16 protein-coding genes are annotated in these 17,197 nt (G+C 65.2%); 4 read left to right on the top strand and 12 right to left on the bottom strand.

Annotated features, from left to right (window positions below; translation table 11 throughout):
• Window positions 1-12: 12 nt before the first annotated feature.
• A complete protein-coding gene (locus tag TNMX_RS05140) occupies window positions 13-1,866 on the top strand; it encodes an AMP-binding protein (RefSeq protein WP_038030121.1) in 1,854 nt (617 codons plus the stop codon).
• A gap of 1 nt (window position 1,867) precedes the next feature.
• Window positions 1,868-2,935 carry a branched-chain amino acid ABC transporter permease gene (locus tag TNMX_RS05135; protein ID WP_038030120.1) on the top strand — a complete coding sequence of 356 codons (1,068 nt, stop codon included), beginning with the start codon at window positions 1,868-1,870 and terminating at the stop codon, window positions 2,933-2,935.
• Here the strand turns inward: TNMX_RS05135 and TNMX_RS05130 are convergent, their stop codons facing one another.
• From TNMX_RS05130 to coaE, 4 genes are all read right to left on the bottom strand, one after another.
• Entirely contained in the window at window positions 2,936-3,478 is a 543-nt protein-coding gene (locus TNMX_RS05130; RefSeq protein ID WP_038030118.1) for a glycerol-3-phosphate acyltransferase, read from the bottom strand.
• 95 nt (window positions 3,479-3,573) lie between these two features.
• Window positions 3,574-3,981, bottom strand: a complete 408-nt coding sequence (locus TNMX_RS05125; protein WP_038030117.1) for a SufE family protein — start codon at window positions 3,979-3,981, stop codon at window positions 3,574-3,576.
• A 9-nt stretch (window positions 3,982-3,990) separates the two neighbouring features.
• Window positions 3,991-4,683: an SDR family oxidoreductase gene (locus TNMX_RS05120; RefSeq protein ID WP_038030115.1), complete on the bottom strand. Its 693-nt coding sequence runs from the start codon at window positions 4,681-4,683 to the stop codon at window positions 3,991-3,993.
• Between the two features lie 5 nt (window positions 4,684-4,688).
• Window positions 4,689-5,294, bottom strand: coding sequence for a dephospho-CoA kinase (gene coaE, locus TNMX_RS05115; RefSeq protein WP_015716849.1), 606 nt, complete (start codon window positions 5,292-5,294; stop codon window positions 4,689-4,691).
• Between coaE and TNMX_RS05110 the strand changes: the two genes are divergently transcribed.
• Together TNMX_RS05110 and amrB are read left to right on the top strand one after the other, a co-directional pair.
• Window positions 5,274-6,590, top strand: a complete 1,317-nt coding sequence (locus tag TNMX_RS05110) for an HDIG domain-containing metalloprotein (protein ID WP_038030107.1) — start codon at window positions 5,274-5,276, stop codon at window positions 6,588-6,590. The genes coaE and TNMX_RS05110 overlap by 21 nt on opposite strands.
• Window positions 6,544-7,671, top strand: a complete 1,128-nt coding sequence (amrB, locus tag TNMX_RS05105; RefSeq protein WP_038030105.1) for an AmmeMemoRadiSam system protein B — start codon at window positions 6,544-6,546, stop codon at window positions 7,669-7,671. The genes TNMX_RS05110 and amrB overlap by 47 nt, the downstream gene beginning before the upstream one ends.
• A 113-nt stretch (window positions 7,672-7,784) precedes the next feature.
• Here amrB and rnr read toward each other — a convergent pair whose 3' ends face one another.
• The 8 genes from rnr to aroE are packed head-to-tail and all read right to left on the bottom strand — an operon-like array spanning window position 7,785 to window position 17,182.
• Complete coding sequence (gene rnr, locus TNMX_RS05100) at window positions 7,785-10,043, bottom strand: ribonuclease R (RefSeq protein WP_038030103.1); 2,259 nt, start codon at window positions 10,041-10,043, stop codon at window positions 7,785-7,787.
• 1 nt (window position 10,044) lies between these two features.
• Window positions 10,045-11,289, bottom strand: coding sequence for an aspartate aminotransferase family protein (locus tag TNMX_RS05095; RefSeq protein ID WP_038030101.1), 1,245 nt, complete (start codon window positions 11,287-11,289; stop codon window positions 10,045-10,047).
• 10 nt (window positions 11,290-11,299) lie between these two features.
• Window positions 11,300-11,698, bottom strand: coding sequence for a thioesterase family protein (locus TNMX_RS05090; protein WP_019550119.1), 399 nt, complete (start codon window positions 11,696-11,698; stop codon window positions 11,300-11,302).
• On the bottom strand, window positions 11,677-11,964 hold the full coding sequence (locus tag TNMX_RS05085; RefSeq protein WP_015716843.1) for a ribosome-binding factor A: 288 nt from the start codon (window positions 11,962-11,964) through the stop codon (window positions 11,677-11,679). The genes TNMX_RS05090 and TNMX_RS05085 overlap by 22 nt, the downstream gene beginning before the upstream one ends.
• Window positions 11,965-11,974: 10 nt before the next feature.
• A complete protein-coding gene (gene glmM / locus TNMX_RS05080; RefSeq protein WP_015716842.1) occupies window positions 11,975-13,276 on the bottom strand; it encodes a phosphoglucosamine mutase in 1,302 nt (433 codons plus the stop codon).
• 24 nt (window positions 13,277-13,300) lie between these two features.
• Window positions 13,301-15,802 (bottom strand): DNA polymerase I, encoded by a 2,502-nt coding sequence (gene polA / locus TNMX_RS05075; RefSeq protein WP_156919424.1) that lies wholly within the window; start codon window positions 15,800-15,802, stop codon window positions 13,301-13,303.
• Between the two features lie 6 nt (window positions 15,803-15,808).
• Window positions 15,809-16,387, bottom strand: coding sequence for a YigZ family protein (locus TNMX_RS05070; protein ID WP_038030095.1), 579 nt, complete (start codon window positions 16,385-16,387; stop codon window positions 15,809-15,811).
• Window positions 16,388-17,182 (bottom strand): shikimate dehydrogenase, encoded by a 795-nt coding sequence (gene aroE, locus TNMX_RS05065; protein ID WP_038030094.1) that lies wholly within the window; start codon window positions 17,180-17,182, stop codon window positions 16,388-16,390.
• Window positions 17,183-17,197 lie beyond the last annotated feature (15 nt).

The following is a 17,197-nucleotide window of genomic DNA, read 5'->3' as shown; positions in this document are numbered from 1 at the left end:
CCTTGAGGAAACATGGAAGGAACGTTGCTCGCTTACCTGTACCAGCATGCTAGCCGGGAGCCAGAGGCCCCAGCCCTTAGGGTGAAGCGGCTTGGGGTCTGGCAGAAGACCTCCTGGAAGGACCTTTTGGACCGCACCCTAAGCCTGGCCGGGGGGTTATGGGCCTTGGGCCTGGGGGAAGGTGAGGTCCTGGCCATTCTTGGGCACAACGCCCCCGAGTGGGTGGAGGCCGAGCTGGCTGCCCAAGCCTTGGGAGCCTTGCCCATGGGCATCTACGCGGACGCTATGCCCGAGGAAGTGGGCTACTTCCTGGAGTTCACCGGGGCCAAGGGCATCGTGGTCTCCGACGAGGAGCAGCTGGACAAGGTCTACCCGCACCTGCACCTGGTGCAGTTCGTCCTGGTCTGGGAGGAGGCGGGGATGTCCCGTCACTTCCAGGGCAAGGTGCGGCGCTTCAGCCAGGCCTTCGGGGATCCCAGGGTGGGCGAGGAAGCCCTGAAAAAGCGCCGCCCCGAGGAGGTGGCCCTCCTCGCCCCCACCTCGGGCACCACGGGGAGGAGCAAGCTGGCCATGCTCTCCCACCAGAATCTTCTCGCCGGCCATTATGCCCTGCGGGAAGCCCTGGGCTTCCAGAAAGGGGCCTGGGTCTTCAGCTACCTGCCCCTCCCCTGGATCGGGGAACAGATGCTCACCGTGGTGCAAGGCCTGGTGGAAGGATCCACCGTGCACTTCCCCGAGGACCCCACCACTCTCCGGGAAGATCTGAAAGAGGTCCAGCCCGATTTCTTCCTGGCCCCCCCGAGGCTTTGGGAGGACATGGCCAGCCTCATCCAAAGCCGCATGGTGGATGCCGATCTCCTGAAGGCCTTCTTCTACCGCGTGGGGATGGGAGCCCTTCTGGAAGGGGCGAGCCGCGAGTTCCGGGGGGAGAAGGTGAGCCTTTGGCTCAACCTAAAGCGGGCCCTCTTCTACCCCCTCATCGCCAGGCCCCTAAGGGCCAGGCTAGGCCTTGCCGCCTGCCGCATCGCCGTCACCGGGGGTGCCCCTTTAGGCCCCGAGGTCTTCACCTTCTTCCGGGCCCTAGGCCTGGACATCCGCCAAGTCTACGGCCAGTCGGAAACCGCAGCCGCCACCACCGCCCACACCACCGGGGATGCCCCGCCGGAGACCGTGGGACCACCCCTGCCCCACACGGAGGTGCGCATCAGCGAGGAAGGGGAGATCCAGGTCAAGGGGCCCCAGGTCTTCCAGGGCTATTTCCGCCAGGAGAAGGCCACCGAGGAAAGCTTCACCGAGGATGGCTTCTTCCGCACCGGGGATGCCGGCTTCTTTGACGAAAGGGGGCATCTGGTGATCCTGGGCCGGGTGAAGGAGGTGGGGGCCCTTTTGGACGGTACCCGGTTTGCTCCCCAGTTTTTGGAAAATCGCCTGAAGTACTCCCCCTACATCCGCGAGGCCGTGGTGCTGGGGCACGGAAGACCCTTTGTCACGGCCCTCATCGAGCTGGATCCGGAAAACGTGCAGAACTGGGCCAGGAAACGGGGCATTCCCTTTACCACCTACCTATCCCTCACGGAACGGCCCGAGGTCAAGGCCTTGATCGCCGAGGAGATCCGCATGGTGAACCAGACCCTTCCCGAAAAGCTCAAGATCCAGCGCTTCGCCATCCTTCCCAAGGAGCTCCACCCCGACGACGAGGAGATCACCCGTACCCGCAAGGTGCGCCGCCAGGTGGTGGAGGCCCGCTACGGCCCGGTGATCCAGGCCCTCTACGGGGAGGGGGGACGGGTGGAGGTGGTGCTCCCCATCCGCTACCTGGAAGGAGAAGGGAGGCTCGAGGCCACCTTAGAGGTGCAGGAGGTCTAGGATGTACCCCCTTAGCAAACAGCTTACCGATGCCTTTAGCCGCCGCTTCGCCCGGGCGGTGCGGGAAACCTACCGGGAAGACGAAGCCTACGCCAGCACGCCCTTGGGGCGTCTGGCCTTGGGGGTTTTCCTGCTTTTTCTCGTGCTCCTACCCTTCCTTCTCTCCCCCTACCCCATGTACGTGGCCACCCTGGTGGCCATTGGCGCCTTAAGCGCCTTGGGCCTCCACCTTCTCGTGGGCGGTGCGGGACAGATCTCCTTGGGGCATGCCGCCTTCATGGGGGTAGGCGCCTACACCGCAAGCCACCTTTACGGCCCTTTGGCCTTCCTGGGCATCCTCCTGGGAGGGGGAATCGCCGCCCTTTTGGGTCTGGTTCTGGGCCTTCCCTCCTTGCGCATCAAGGGGGTCTACCTGGCCATCGCCACCCTGGCCTTCCAGTTCCTGGCCGATTACGTCTTCAAGAACTGGGAAGGGGTCACCGGGGGTATCCGGGGAAGGACCCTACCCCCGGCAGAGCTTTTCGGCCTCGCATTGGACACGCCGGAGAAGCTTTGGTACCTGGTCCTCTTCTTTACCCTTCCCCTTTTCTTTTACGGAAAACGCCTCCTCATGACCCGGGCAGGACGGGCCTTCATGGCGGTGCGGGACAACGACCTCTCCGCCAGGGTGGCGGGGGTGGACCTGGTGCGGGTGAAGCTCATGGCCTTTGCCCTTTCCGCCTTCTACGCTGGGGTGGCGGGGGGGCTTTTGGCCCAGCTTTACAAGGCGGTAACCCCCGAGTACTTCCCCCTCACGGTGAGCATCCAGTACCTGGCCATGGTCATCGTGGGGGGGGCGGGCACGGTGCTGGGGGCGGTTTTGGGCGCCTTCTTCGTCCTCCTCATCCCTGAGGTTCTGAACAGCCTGGTGGGGGCCCTTGGCCCCCAGTACGCCGCCACCCTGGCCGCCTGGCGCAACGTGGCCTTCGGCCTCCTCATCCTGGCCTTTCTCATCCTGGAACCCCTGGGATTGGTGGGGCTTTGGGGAAGGATGCGCAACTACTTCCGCACCTGGCCCCTACCCTACTAGCTAGCGATCCCAGTCCTTGAGGTGGCGCAAGGCCACGGGAAGGCCAAGCCCCAGGCCGAAGAGGAGGAAAGCGAAAGAAGGATGAAGCAAGGCCGCCAAGAGGGGTTGGGCCAAGGCCACCGCCAAGGCCACCCGGTAGGGCCGGCGAAAGAGGGCCTGGAGGATGGCGAAAAGAAGGAGGGAGCCCAAAAGCATCCGGGGATCCACCGCCAAAAGCACCCCGGCCCCCGTAGCCAGGCCCTTGCCTCCCCGAAAAGCAAGCCAGGGGGAAAACGCATGCCCAAACACCGCTCCCACCCCTCCGGCCAAGCCTCCCAAAGGGCTTCCCGCAACGCCCTCCCCCAGGGCCACCGCCAGGATCCCCTTAAAGGCGTCCAGGAGGAGAACCATTAGGCCAGGCACGGGCCCCAAAACCCGGTAGGCGTTAAAGGCCCCGGGATTGCCCGAGCCCTCCTTAAGCAGGTTTCTTCCCCTAAGGGCCCCGAACCAGAAGGCTATGGGGAAACTTCCCAGGAAGTAGCCGACAACGAAGGCAAGGAGCATGGCTTATACCCTACCGGGGCCCCCACGCTGCCGCAAGGCAGCGTGGGGTGGTTTACCGGGGCCCCCACCCTGCCTAGTGGCAGAGTAGGGTGGCATTAAAGGGCTCTCCGCACCTGGTCCTGCAACCGCAAAAGGGCCGCCTCGAGGCCCCTTAGCCGTAAGGGGGTGAGGAGTTCCTCTAGCCCTGCTCCCTGGTAGAAGGTGGGGGGCACGGAAAGCACCGCCTCAGGGGGCTCCCCCTCGAGGCCCTCCTTCAGAAGACCCGCAAAGGCCTTCACCGTGGGGGCTTCATCGGGGACGAAGAAGTAAAGCCTAACCCTTCCCCCCTCCACCTCCGCCCTCAGGAAGAAGGGGGTCTGGCATTCATGAACCCGTTCCAGCTCCACCCCAGGAGGCGGGGTGGGCACCTTTTTTGCGTATTCCAGAAGCACCTGGGCCTTGAGCTCCTTGGGCATGGCCCGAATCAGATCCAGGGCTTCCTGAAGCTTCTTGGGCAAGGCCATGGCCTCAGCTTAGCCCACCTTGGGAGTGGTATGGGTGGGACGGAGCTCTATCTCGCTCACCATAGCCCTTTCCGGCATCTCCGCTGCAAAAAGCACCGCCTGGGCCACATCAAGAGGGGAAAGCTTCCAGGAGGCCCCCGGGGTGTTGCCGGCAAAGCCCGTGTCCACCGAGCCTGGCAGGATATTCACCACCCGCACGCCAGCCTCCCGGAGCTCCAGCATGGCCGCCCCCATGAGACCCAAAAGCCCGAACTTGCTGGCGTTATAGGCGGCCCCGCCCTTGAAGGCATTCTTGCCCGCCAGGCTGGCGATGTTCACCACCACCCCCCTCGAGGCCAAGAGGGCTGGCAAGGCCGCCTTGAGGCCCAAAAAGGGCCCCACCAGGTTCACCTCCAAAACCTGGCGGAACTCCTCCTCGCTGAGCTCGGCCACGGGCTTCATCACGCCAATCCCAGCGTTGTTGACCAGGAGGTCCAGCTGGCCGTAAGCCTCCAAGAGGCCCGCCACCGCCTTCTGCCAGTCCGCAAAGGAGCGCACATCCCCAGGCAAGGCCACGGCCCCTTCCCCCAGCTCCGAGGCCAAGGCCTTAAGCCTCCCTTCATCCCGGGCAAAAAGCCCTACCCTGTACCCTTTAGCGTGGAGAAGCCGGGCGATGGCCTCCCCAATCCCCCGGCTTGCCCCCGATACCAAGGCCACCCGCATGCCCTTTAGCTTATCCCAAAACGCTCCTGGATCCGGGCCAGGATCTCCCTCAGCCCCTCCTTCAGCTCCTTAAGCCCTCCTCGGTTCTCCAAAACCCAGGTGGCCCGCTTCCTCTTCTCCTCCTCGGGCATCTGGGCCCTTTCCCGGGCCAGGACCTCCTCCGGCGAAAGCCCCGAGCGCGCCACCACCCGCCTCACCCGCTCCTCCACAGGAGCCGCCACCAAAAGGGTTCCATCCAGATGGGCCTCCCACCCCTTCTCAAAAAGCAGGGGGATTTCCAGGAAGATCAAGGGGGCTTTGATGCGGGCCAGCTCCTCGGCCAAAAGCCTTCGCACCTCTGGGTGGAGGAGGTCCTCGAGGGCCTTAAGCCTTTCCGGGTCGGAAAAGACCAGCTGGGCCAGCGCCCTCCGGTCCAGCTCCCCGCCCGCAAAGGCCTCCGGGAAAAGCCGCCTAAGCTCCGCCTTCTTGTTCTCCCTGGCCCGTGCCGCCAGCTCATCCAGGTCCAAGACCGGGTAGCCCCAGGACCTTAGGAGGGCGGCCACCGTGCTCTTGCCGCTTCCGATGTTCCCGGTGATGCCGATAATGATGGGGTGCTTCGCCCGATCGCCCATAGGGACTTCCCCTTTTATACCCCCAAGGGGGCCATCCCCGTGGGGGGTGCCCTAAGGGACCTCCTTCTCGGGAGGAGGCCGCAGGACCTGGACTTCGTGGCGGAGGACCCCAGGAAGGCGGCACAGGATGCCCAAAGCCACCTGGGGGGCACCCTGTTCCCCTTGGACGAGGAGCGGGGCCAGTACCGCCTGGTCACAGGGGGCCTCGTCCTGGACTTCTCCCCCCTGGAGGGAAGCCTGGAGGAAGACCTCCTCAAGCGGGACTTCCGCCTTAACGCTCTTTTCTGGAGGCAAAACCGCATCCTCGGCATCCGCGGGGCGGACGAGGATCTGAACCGGAGGGTGCTGGTTCCCGTACGGGAGGCCAATCTTTACGAGGACCATCTCCGAAGCCTCCGCGCGGTGCGCCTGGCTGCCAGCCTGGGCCTTGGCCTGCCCGGGGAAACCCGAAACGCCCTTTCCCACCATGCCCGCTTCCTCCAGGCTCACCTCGAGGCCCTTCCCGCCCGGGAACGGGTGAAGGAGGAACTGAGCCGGCTCCTCCTCTCCCCCAGGGCGGCCTGGGGCTTTCACCTGCTGGAGCGCACGGGCCTTTTGGACGTCTACCTTCCCGAGCTCCGCCTCCTGGTGGGTCTTAAGCAGGGGGGCGTCCACCATCTGGATGGCTGGCAGCACACCCTCTCCGTGCTTTTCCACCTGGCCTGGCTTTGGCCCGAGGCCCCCTTGGAGGCCCGGCTGGCCGCCCTTTACCACGACGTGGGCAAGCCCCTGACCCGTCGCTTTGACCCGGAAGCGGGCCGCTTCCGCTTCCTCGGCCATGCGGAGGTAGGGGCCGAGCTGACGGGAGCTTCCCTGGAATGGCTACGGTTCCCAAAGGAAACGGTGGAGAGGGCCAAGGCCCTGGTGGGACGGCACATGGACCGCCCCCCTGAGGGGAAACAGGCCCTTCGCCGCTTCTACTTCCGCCGCCACCACCTCCTTCCCGCCCTTCCCTACCTCATGGCAGCAGACCGCCTGGGCACGAAAGGCGTGGAAAAGGAAGCCTGGGAGGTACTGGAGGCCTACTGGGAAACCCTCTCCGAGCCCCTCCCCGAACGCCCCCTCCTCTCCGGGGAGGAGGTGATGGCCCTCCTCCGCCTCTCCCCGGGGCCCGAGGTGGGCAGGGCCCTCGCCGCCCTCCTCGAGGCCCAGGCCGAGGGCCGGGTAAAGACCCCGGAGGAGGCCCGGGCCTTTCTCCTATATTGGAGGAATGGAAAAGAGGCTCAGGCTCCGCGAGCCCCAGATCACCCCCATTGAGGGGGGCTTCCTCCTCACAGACCCCTATGGGGTCTACGAAAAGCCCGTGGCCCTCAGCGAGGGGGGGCTTTTCCTGGTCTCCCTTATGGACGGGAGAACCTTGGAAGAGGTGCAGGAGGAGGTGTTCAAGACCCACGGGGTTCTGGTGCCTAGAAAGGAGCTTGAGGACCTGGTCCAGGCCCTGGAGGAGGCGGGGCTCGTGCTTACGGAAACCGTGGAAAGGCGCCTAAGGGAGGAGGAGGAAAGCCTAAGGAAAGAGCGCCCCATGCGCCTGGCGGGCCTTTCCTACCCCAAAGGGGAGAAGGAAGCCCGGGCCTATTGGGAGGCCTTCCGGGCAAGCTTCCCCGGGGAGGGGATGAGGGCGGAGATCCTTCTCCTGCCCCACCTGGAGCCTGCCCGGGCGCCCGAGGCCTACGGGGCGGCCCTGGCCGTTTTGGAGCACACCCCGGAGCCGGAAAGGATCTATCTGGTAGGGGTGGCCCACCGCCCCCTCCGGGAAAAGGCCGCGGCCCTCCCCGTCCCCTTCCATACCCCCTTTGGCCCCGCTGAACCCGACCTCCCCGCCCTCCAGGCCCTAGATGCTCTCCTCCCCTTTGAGCTCTTCAATACCCCCTTGGCCTTCCGGGAGGAGCACAGCCTGGAACTCCCCCTCTTCTTCCTCAAGGGGCGCTTCGGGAAAAGCCGCCTCCTCCCCCTCCTGGTAGGGCGGCGCAGCCCCGAGCTGGGGGAAGCCCTGAGGATGGTGCAGAGGGACTACCCCGGCCTCCTGGTGCTGGCCGTGGACCTCTCCCACGTGGGGCCGCGGTTTGGGGATGGCCCCTTGACCCGCTCCCTGGCGGCGGAGGCCCGGAGGCGGGACCTAGGCTTTCTGGAAAGGCTTGCCCAGGGAGAGCCGGAAGCCGCCCTGGCCGTTTTGGGAGGGAATCCCACCCGCGTGGACGCCGTGGAGGTGGTGGCAAGCCTCAGCCCCCTCCTCACCGGCCGGAGGGGCCAGGTCCTGGCCTACCGCCTGGACCTCGAGGCCCCCACCCTCTCCGCCGTGGGGGCCGGCACCCTGGTCTTCCCCACCCTTCCCGGCTAAACCCCAGGCGATGGGGCCTCATGCCCTCTCTCCCCGGATCGTACCCCACGGCCACCCAAGGCGAGGGCCGAAGGGCTTTGCCGGGTCCCTGGCGAAGCCAGGGTGGGGCGGTATCAGCGGCGCCTACGCCGCCTCTTGGCCCTGGTGTCCACCGGGCGGTGCATCCCGGCCTTTTCCTCCCTGGGAGCCCACTCACCGAAGTAAACGGTGTTCACCGTGGCCCGCTCGGGCCGGCTGTCGCGGCTTCTATCCGTAGGCGGTCCTACCACCTTGCGCATCTCCTCCTCCTTTGCCTTTCCCTTCTTCACCAGGGCTTTTCCCCTGGAAGCTTCCTTCTTTTCCTCTTCCCGGTAGGGCAGGAGGTCGATCTGCCTGAGCCTCGGGTTGGCGGCGGCGATCACCACCTCCATCTCGTCCCCCAGGCGGATCCTCTTGCCCTTGGGACCCAGAAGGGCCAGAGCCTCCTCGCTGTAGGTGTAAGGGCCCAGGGCCTCGAGGCGCACCAAGCCCTCCACCCCGTTTTTCAGGGTGACGAAGGCGCCAAAGCTGGCCACCCCGGTCACCTTGCCCACGAACCGCTCCCCTAGGTGAAGCTCCGCCCACTTGGCCATGTAGTACTTGGTGAGTTCCCGCTCCGCCGCCTCCGCCTTCCTTTCCATCTCGGAGGCGTGCTCGGCGATGGCGGGAAAGGTTTCCTGCCAGCGGACCTTCTTGGCTGGGGTAAGGCTCCGCCGAAGGATGGCCTTGAGCACCCGGTGCACCACCAGGTCCGGATAGCGGCGGATGGGGCTCGTGAAGTGCAGGTAGTGCTCCATGGCCAGCCCGAAATGCCCGAGGTTCTCCGCAGCGTACCGAGCCAAACGCAACGAGCGCAGGACCAGGTTGGCCACCACGGGCTCCTCCGGCCGGCCCTTGGCCTCGAGGAGAACCCGTTGCAGGGCCTTGGAGGAAAGCTTCTCCGGCAGGGTATACCCCAGCCGGGCCAAAGCCGTGCGGAGCTTCCCGTAGGCTTCCTCCAAGGGCTCCTCGTGTACCCGAAAGAGCCCGGGAAGCCCTTTGTTCACCAGGTGCTCGGCCACCACCCGGTTGGCCAGGAGCATGAGTTCCTCAATAAGGCTTCTCGCCCTGGGCTCCTCCTGGGGGATGAGGTGGAGGGTGCCGTCTTCCACCTCCACCTTCACCTCGGGAAAGGAAAAGTCCAGGGACCCCGCCTCGAGGCGCTTTTGTCTGAGCCGTTGGGTAAGGTCCAGGAGGAGGTTCAGATCCTCGGCCAAAAAGGCGTGCTCCTCGGGCAGGCCAAAGCCCTCGGCGAAGGCCTCCACCTCCGTGTAGGTCATCCGGGCCACACTCCGGATAACTCCCTCGGCAAAGCGCACCCGCTTCACCTTCAGGTCCTCATCCAGCTCCACCAGGACGGAGAGGACCAGCCGGTCCTCGTGAGGCTTCAGGGAGCACACCCCGTTGGAAAGCCTCTCGGGGAGCATGGGCAGAACCCGCCCCGGCAGGTAGACGCTGGTTCCCCTTAGGAAGGCCTCCTGGTCCAGGGCACTACCCTCTTTGACGTAGTGGGAAACGTCGGCGATGTGCACCCCGATGCGATACCCTTTGGGAAGGCGCTCCACGTGGATGGCGTCGTCAAAGTCCTTGGCGTCCACCCCGTCGATGGTGAAGACCCGAAGGTGGCGGAAGTCCTGGCGGCGGGCTAGCTCCGCCTCCGGAATCTCTAGGGGAATGGCCTCCGCCTCCCGCAAGACCTCCTCCGGGAACTCGGCCCTCAGGCCGTATTTAGCAATCACCGCCTGGGTTTCCGTTTCCGGGGCGTCCCCTTCCCCCAGGTATTCCAAGAACTCCCCGTAGGGGCGCCGGTCGTAGTGCACCTTCACCACGATCCGGCTTCCCCGCTTGAGGCCGTGGAGCCCCTCAGGGATTAGCCTGAGTTCCGGCAAGCCCGGTTCGTCGGGGATGAGGACGGCATACCCCTTGCGGAAATCCAGAGTACCCACCACCCGTTCCCGGGCCCGCTTGAGAATCCGCTCCACCACCCCCCAGGGCTTCCCGTCCCGGCCAGGAGGCATGATGCGGGCCTCCACCAGATCCTCGGGCCAGGCATCCTGGGTGTAGCCGGGCGGGATGAAGAGGTCCTTTTCGGGAAGGCGCACGAAGCCATACCCATCCCTGTGGAGGCTGATGGGTCCCTGCACCCGGGCGGGGAGGAAGTACTGGCTTCCCTTCTTCTCCAACAACCCTTCCCGCACCAGGGCCTTAAGGTAGGCCTTGGCCTCTCGCTTTTCCAGCCCAAAGCGCCTGAGAATCTCCTCCAAGCGGTGGGGCCTGCCGGTCTTTTTGAAAAACTCCAATAAGGTTTCCCGCATTCTAACCCAAAAGGCCTTCCAGGGCCTTCTTCGTAGCCTTAAGGCTTTCTGAGAAGGCCGAAAGGGCCTCGTCCACGTGCTCCTTGCCAATGATGAGGGGAGGCTCGAGGCGCACCACCTTGGGGTTGTTGAGCCCGAAGGCGGTGATCACCCCCCTTTCCGCCAGCTCCGCCACCACCAAGGCGCCGATGTCGGCATCGGTGAACTCCACGCCCAGCATCAGGCCTCGGCCCCGCACGTCCTCTATAAGGCGAGGATACTGGGCCTTAAGCTCCTTGAGCCCCGCCATCAGGTAGCTCCCCATCTCCAGGGCCCTTTGCGGCAGGTTCTCCTCCAGGGTGACCTCGATGGCCGCCAGGGCCGCCGCCGCCGCCAGGGGGTTACCGCCAAAGGTGGAGGAGTGGAAGAGGGGGTTTTGCTTGAAGATCTCAAAGACCTCCCTCCGGCCCACACAGGCCCCGATGGGCATCACCCCGCCCCCCAAGGCCTTGGCCAGGGTCATGAGGTCGGGAGCCACCTCCTCCCAGTCCACCCCAAAGAGCTTTCCCGTGCGCCCGAGGCCGGTCTGCACCTCATCGGCGATCATGAGGACGCCCTTTTCCCGGGTAATCTCCCGCACCCCCTTCAGGTAGCCATCCGGGGGCACCCGGATTCCCCCTTCCCCCTGGATGGGCTCCACGATCACCGCGGCGGTTTCCTCATCTATGGCCCCTTCCAGGGCCTCGAGGTCCCCATAGGGCACCGCCTTCACCCCGGGAAGAAGGGGCTTGGCCAGATCCTGATACTCGGGCTTGGGGGTAAGGGAGAGGGCCCCCATGGTCTTGCCGTGGAATCCCCCGTGGGTGGTAACGATGCCCGGCTTCCCCGTATAGGCCCGGGCCAGCTTGATGGCGGCCTCCACCGCCTCCGCCCCGGAGTTGCCGAAGAAGACCATTTCCAGGCCTTCGGGCGTTATCTCCGCCAGCTTGGCCGCAAGCCTCGCCGTGGGCTCGGAAACCAGGACCCGCACGGACATGGGCATGCGCTCAAGCTGGGCCTTGACGGCCTCCACCACCTTGGGGTGGCGGTGGCCCAGGTTCAGGGTGCCGTAGAGGCCCAAAAAGTCCAGGTAGCGCTTGCCCGTGGTGTCCCAGACGTAGGGACCTTCGGCATGGGACTCGATCCGGTCCAGACCGGTGAAGCGAAGCAACCCTGCCAAGCCGGGATTGATGTGCCGCTCAAAAAGCGTAAAAGGGCCATGGCTCATGCCCACAATGCTATCCTAAGTGTAGCACACTCAAGGCTTGGTAGATGTCTTCCGGAATGCGGCCAGCCTTCTCCCCCACCTGGCATAGATGCCGGGTAAAGCCCTCCGCCAAGAGCGTCCCCTCCCGCTCCACCCGGTAGCGAAAGAGAAGATCCCGCCGAGAAAGGTGGGCCAGGCGGGTTCGCACCAGAACCTCCTCCCCAAAGCGGGCCGGGGCACGGAAGGTCAGGCCCAGCTCCACCACGGGGAAGAACACCCCCCGGGCCTCCACCCGGTGGTAGGGCAGGCCTGCCTTTTCCAAAAACTCCACCCGGGCCGCCTCCAGGTACACCGCATAGACGGAGTGGTGGACCACCCCCATCTGGTCGGTTTCCGCATAACGCACCTTTATGCGGGTCTCGCTCTCCACGGCACGAACTCCAGACGAGGCAGGTGGCGTAGGCGCACCCTGCGGGCGATCTCGGAAAGGAGCCTTCTCTCCGCGTGGCTTAAGGCCAGAAGGGCTTTCTCCTCGTCGCTGAAGGCCTCCACGTACACCGTGAGCACCCGGCCATCGGGGGACAGGCGCACCGCCTCCACGGTAAGGAGGAAAAGCCTGGGGTCTTCCAGGCCCCCGATGGCCTCAGCCAGCGCCCGCTTAAGGCGCTCCTCGAGGTGGGCCCTTCCGTAACTCACCACCCTCAGATTACTCCCGGTCCAGGCGGGAAACCAAATCGGCAAGCTTCCTCGCCACCTCCTCCGCCCCTTCCTTGGCCTCCACCATAACCCTCACCACCGGCTCGGTCCCCGAGGGACGCACGTTCACCCGGCCAAGGCCCCCAAGCCTCCCTTCCGCCTCCTCCACCGCCTCCATCAGCCGGGGGTGGGCCATGATCCTGTTCTTGTCGGAAACCCGTACGTTCAAGAGCACCTGGGGGTACATGGGCAACGCCTCGTACCAATCCGCAAGATCCCCTCCCAGGGCCTTTAGGGCCTTGAGGGTGAGGAGGGCGGTGAGAAGGCCATCCCCCGTGGTGTGGTGCTTGAGGAAGATCACATGCCCCGAGGGTTCCCCGCCCAGGAAAAGCCCTTTTTCCTTCATCATCTCCAAAACGTACCGGTCCCCCACCGCCGCCCGGTGGAAGGCCAGCCCCTTCTCCTTCAGGGCCACCTCCAGGCCCATGTTGCTCATCACCGTTCCCACCACCCCCTTTTCCTGAAAGGCTAAGGCGGTGAGGTAGAGGATATGATCCCCGTGAAAAAGCCGTCCTTTTCGGTCTATGAACTGCACCCTATCCCCATCCCCATCAAAGGCGATGCCCAGGTCCAGATCCAGCTCCACCACAAAGCGGGCCAGGGCTTCGGGATGCGTGGAACCGCAGGCCTTGTTGATGTTCCGGCCATCCGGGGTGTTGAAGAAGGCCATCACCTCGGCCCCTGCCCGCTGGAAGAGCCTGGGTCCCAGGCGGTAGGTGGCCCCGTGGGCTAGGTCCAGGCCGATCCTTAGGCCCGAAAGGTCGGGAGCATGGGCCAGAAGAAAGTCCAGGTACATCCTCTCCGCCTCCCGAAAATCCCCCACGGTACCGATGCCCCGCGTGGGATGCTCCTCCTCCAGGAGGGCTTCGATCTCCTCCTCCGCGGGGTCGGGAAGCTTCTCGCCCTCGGGCCCGAAAAACTTGATGCCGTTGTCCTGGTAAGGGTTGTGGCTGGCGGAGATCATGGCCCCGGCGCTGGCCTTAAGGTGCCGCGTGAGATAGGCCACCCCCGGGGTGGGGAGCACCCCCAGGTGCTCCACCCTGACCCCCTGGCTCATAAGCCCCGCCGCCAAGGCGGCCTCCAGAAGATCGCTGGATTCCCGGGTATCCTTGGCCAGGAGGACCACAGGCCTGGGGCTCGCCTTGCGAAGATAGGCCCCCGCCGCCTGGCCAAGCTTAAGGACAAACCCGGGGGTAAGGGGGTGCTTGCCCGCCTCCCCCCGCACCCCGTCGGTGCCGAAGTAACGCCTCATGGGAACGACTATACCCCACGACCCCTAGGCCTTGGCGGAAAGCCAGTCCTCCCCGATGCCCACTTCCACCTCCAAGGGCACCTTCAGAGGCCACACCTCCTCCATGGTCCGCTTGGCCTCCTGGGCGACTTCCTCCGCTTGCTCCTTGGGAGCCTCGAGGACCAGTTCGTCGTGCACCTGCAAAAGCATCCTGGCCCCCAGCTCCTGAAGCCTGGGAAAGAGCTTCACCATGGCCAGTTTCATCAAATCCGCGGCGGTCCCCTGGACCGGCATGTTGAAGGCCATGCGCTCCGCTGCCTCCCGGATGCTCTTCACCCGGGAAGCCAAGTCGGGCACGTAGCGCCGGCGGCCAAAGAGGGTTTCCACATAGCCCCGTTCCCGTCCTTCCGCCAGGGTTTTCTCAATCCAGGCCCGCACCTTGGGGTAGCTCTGGAAATACCGCTCGATGAAGGCCACCGCCTCCTCGTAGGGGATGGCCAGCTCTCCCGAAAGCCGGTGGGCGGACATGCCGTAGAGGACGCCGAAGTTGATGGTCTTGGCCGCCCGGCGCATCAGGGAATCCACGGCCTCTGGGGGCACGCCGAACATCCAGCTGGCCGTCTGGGTGTGGATGTCCTGGCCCTCTTGGAAGACCCGGATCAGGTTCTCGTCCCCGGAAAGGTGCGCCAGGACCCTGAGCTCAATCTGGCTGTAGTCCAAAACCACCAACTTCCACCCCTCCTCGGCCACGAAGGCCCGGCGGATCCGCTGGCCTAAAGGGGTGCGCACGGGGATATTTTGCAGGTTGGGATCCGAGCTGCTAAGCCTCCCCGTGGCGGTGGCCGTCTGGTTGAAACGGGTGTGGAGGCGGTTCGTCTTGGGGTGGACCAGGGCAGGCAAGGGATCGATGTAGGTTCCCTTGAGCTTGGAAAGCTCCCGGTACTGAAGGATGCGGTCCACGATGGGATGAGCCTCCCGCAAGGCCTCCAAAACGGCGGCGCTGGTGGAGCGCTTGCCCGTCTTCTCCGTCTTGCCGATGGCGGGAAGCCCAAGCTCGTCAAAGAGGACCCTTTCCAGCTGGTCCCGGGAGTTCAGGTTGAAAGGATGCCCGGCCAGGCGGTGGACCTCCTCCTCGAGGCGCCTGAGCTCCGCCTCCACCTCCAGGGAAAGGGCCTTTAAGTAGGCCACATCCAACCGTACCCCCGTGGCCTCCATGTGGGCCAGGACCCGCGAAAGGGGCTTTTCCACCTCCTCGTAAAGCCAAAGAAGCCTCTCCTCCCCCTTAAGCCGCTCCAGGAGGGCGGCGTAAAGCCTTTCGGAAAGCAACGCCCTTTCCCCCGCCTCCTCGGTCCACTCCCCCCCGTAGCGCCGGGCTACCCCTTCGGGGGCGGTGTTGGAAGGATCCAGGAGGTAGGCGAGGAGCATGGGGTCGTCGCCCGGTGCCAGGGCAATCCCTTCCCTCAGGGCCAGCACCGCCAGGTCCTTGGCCAAAAGCCCCCTCACCTCCCCAAGCCCCCGCAAGGCCTCCAAGGGATCCTCCGCCCGGTAAACCCTTCCCTCCCAGGCGGCGGCCAAGGCGTTAAGCTCCGCCCACATGGGCTCGGGGCGGGAAAGAACGTACCCCACGAAGGCTCCCTCGGGGGGCGGCCAGGGAGCTTCCTCCGCCGCCACCGGGCTTTCCAACAGGCCGAACTCGTGGAGGAGGCTTCCGAACTCCAGCCTCTCCAAAAAGGCCTTAAGCCCCTCCCGGTCCGGCTCCCGGCGCCGGGCGAAGTCCACCTGAAGGGGCAAGTCCGTGCGCACCCGGGATAGCTCCAGGGATAGCTTGAGGTCCTCCATGTGGCTAAGGATCTTCTCCCGCACGGAGGCAGGTTTCACCTGTTCCAGGTGCTTAAGAAGGTTTTCCAGGCTTCCCCACTCCCGGATCAGCTTGGCCGCCGTCTTCTCCCCGATGCCCTTCACGCCGGGGATGTTGTCGGAAGGGTCCCCGGCCAAGGCCCGGTAGTCCACCCACTGGGAAGGCTTAAGCCCATACTTCTCCCAAAGCCACTCCGGGGTGATCAGGTAACCCTCCGGGTGAAGGATGGAGATTCGCTCCGAAAGAAGCTGGTAAAGGTCCCGGTCCGCGGTGAGGATGCGCACCTCGTAGCCTTCCTTTTCCGCCTTCTTGGCCAGGGTAGCCAGGACGTCATCCGCCTCAAAACCCGGCACTTCGAGGCGCTCCAGGCCCAAAAGGTCCACCATCTCCTTGATAAGGGCAAGCTGCCGGGGAAAGTCCTCGGGGGTGGGAGCCCGCCCCGCCTTGTAGGCCTCGTAGGTCTGGTGGCGGAAGGAGGGGGCCTTGGCGTCAAACACCACGATCACCACATCCCCGTCTTCCCTTAGCGCCTTCAAAAGGCTCTTGGCAAACCCGTACACCGCCTGGACCGGCTCCCCGCGGCTGGTGGTGAGGCCCTTCAGGGCAAAAAAGGTACGGTAGGCCAGGTGGTGGCCGTCCACCAGAAGCACCCGGCCCTTGGGCTCAAAGAGGGGCAGCATCGCCCTTATGCTACCCTAGCCTTCCCAGCGCACCTGCCCCCGGGTGAGGTCCCTGAGCTCCTGCCAAAAAGCCTCCTTTTCCTCTGCGGGAAGCTTGAGGTGAAACCGCACCCCCTCCGCCAGGTACTCCTCCAAAGCCGTCCAGGAGCGGGAGGCTAAAAGCCTGTGCACCCGGCCCACCTGGGGAAAAGGGACCACAAACCGTACCTCCTCCCACTCCGTCAAGGGCACCTTGGAAGCCCGCCTTAGGGCCTCCGCAGCCACCCCCCCGTAGGCCCGGACAAGCCCCCCGGCCCCCAGCTTGATCCCGCCGAAATAGCGCACCACCAAAACCACCACGCTATCCAGCCCTTGGGCCTCAATGGCGTGGAGGATGGGCTTACCCGCCGTGCCCGTGGGCTCGCCGTCGTCAAAGAAGCGGTAGAGGTTGCCCAGCTTGTAGGCGTAGCAGTTGTGGGTGGCCTGGGGTTCCCGCTGGGCTTCCAGAAAGGCCAAGGCTTCCTCCTCCGAGGCCACTGGGGCCGCCTTGGCGATGAAGCGGCTTTTCTGAATGGTCTCCTCGTGAACCACCGGGGCCGCCAGGGTGTAGGCCATTCACTCCCCCTCCAGGGCCTGGCGGGCCGCCTCCTCCATGCCCCTGGGGTCCGGGAGAAGGCCGGTCCAGATGCGGAAGGCCAAGGCTCCCTGCCAGGCCAGCATGGGAAGCCCAGTCTGCACCTGAAGGCCCCTCTCCCTCGCCTCCCTTAACAACCGGGTCCAGAGGGGACGGTAGACCAGGTCCACCACAGCCCCCTCCTTGGGGAAAAACTCAGCCGGCAAGGGAGTAGCCCCTGGGTCCTTAAGCCCCACGCTGGTGGCGTTCACCAGGAGTCTGGCCTCCTTGGCCCGCTCCAAGGGAACCGCCTTCAGCCCCACCTCCTCCGCCAGGGCCAAGGCCCTTTCCCAGGTGCGGTTCCAGATCCAGACCTCTAGGCCCGCCTCCCTCAAGGCCCAGGCCACCGCCCGCCCCGCCCCCCCGGCCCCCAGGATCAAGGCAGGGCCCATGAGGGGAATCCCCCCGGCCCTCAGGGCCTGCAAAAACCCAGGGGCATCGGTGTTGAAGCCGAGAAGCCTCCCCTCCACGGAAAGCACCGTGTTCACCGCCCCAATGGCCTGGGCTTCCGGGGAAACCCAGTCCAAAAGGGGCAAGGCCGCCTCCTTAAGGGGGATGGTCAGGTTCACGCCCCGGTATTCCCGGCGCACCTCCTCCAGGCGGTCCTTCAGGACCTCGAGGGGGGTTTCCAAGGCCTCGTAGCTTCCCTCGAGGCCCAGGGAGCTCAAGGCGTACCGGTGCATGGCCGGGGACAGGGAGTGGGCGATGGGACTGCCCAACACCGCCAGGCGCAACATGAACTTCAGGATACC

This window comes from Thermus sp. NMX2.A1 (assembly GCF_000511705.1).
GTDB classification, from domain to species: Bacteria; Deinococcota; Deinococci; order Deinococcales; family Thermaceae; genus Thermus; species Thermus scotoductus.
This window is presented reverse-complemented; position numbering and strand designations above follow the sequence as displayed.

Coding starts and splice junctions, on each gene's coding strand:
- amrB (WP_038030105.1), top strand. CDS start 6,544: ATGGAAAAGAGGCTCAGGCTCCGCGAGCCCCAGATCACCCCCATTGAG.
- glmM (WP_015716842.1), bottom strand. CDS start 13,276: ATGAGGCGTTACTTCGGCACCGACGGGGTGCGGGGGGAGGCGGGCAAG.
- rnr (WP_038030103.1), bottom strand. CDS start 10,043: ATGCGGGAAACCTTATTGGAGTTTTTCAAAAAGACCGGCAGGCCCCAC.
- coaE (WP_015716849.1), bottom strand. CDS start 5,294: ATGGGCGATCGGGCGAAGCACCCCATCATTATCGGCATCACCGGGAAC.
- TNMX_RS05070 (WP_038030095.1), bottom strand. CDS start 16,387: ATGGCCTACACCCTGGCGGCCCCGGTGGTTCACGAGGAGACCATTCAG.
- TNMX_RS05125 (WP_038030117.1), bottom strand. CDS start 3,981: ATGGCCTTGCCCAAGAAGCTTCAGGAAGCCCTGGATCTGATTCGGGCC.
- TNMX_RS05120 (WP_038030115.1), bottom strand. CDS start 4,683: ATGCGGGTGGCCTTGGTATCGGGGGCAAGCCGGGGGATTGGGGAGGCC.
- TNMX_RS05135 (WP_038030120.1), top strand. CDS start 1,868: ATGTACCCCCTTAGCAAACAGCTTACCGATGCCTTTAGCCGCCGCTTC.
- aroE (WP_038030094.1), bottom strand. CDS start 17,182: ATGTTGCGCCTGGCGGTGTTGGGCAGTCCCATCGCCCACTCCCTGTCC.
- TNMX_RS05095 (WP_038030101.1), bottom strand. CDS start 11,289: ATGAGCCATGGCCCTTTTACGCTTTTTGAGCGGCACATCAATCCCGGC.
- TNMX_RS05130 (WP_038030118.1), bottom strand. CDS start 3,478: ATGCTCCTTGCCTTCGTTGTCGGCTACTTCCTGGGAAGTTTCCCCATA.
- TNMX_RS05140 (WP_038030121.1), top strand. CDS start 13: ATGGAAGGAACGTTGCTCGCTTACCTGTACCAGCATGCTAGCCGGGAG.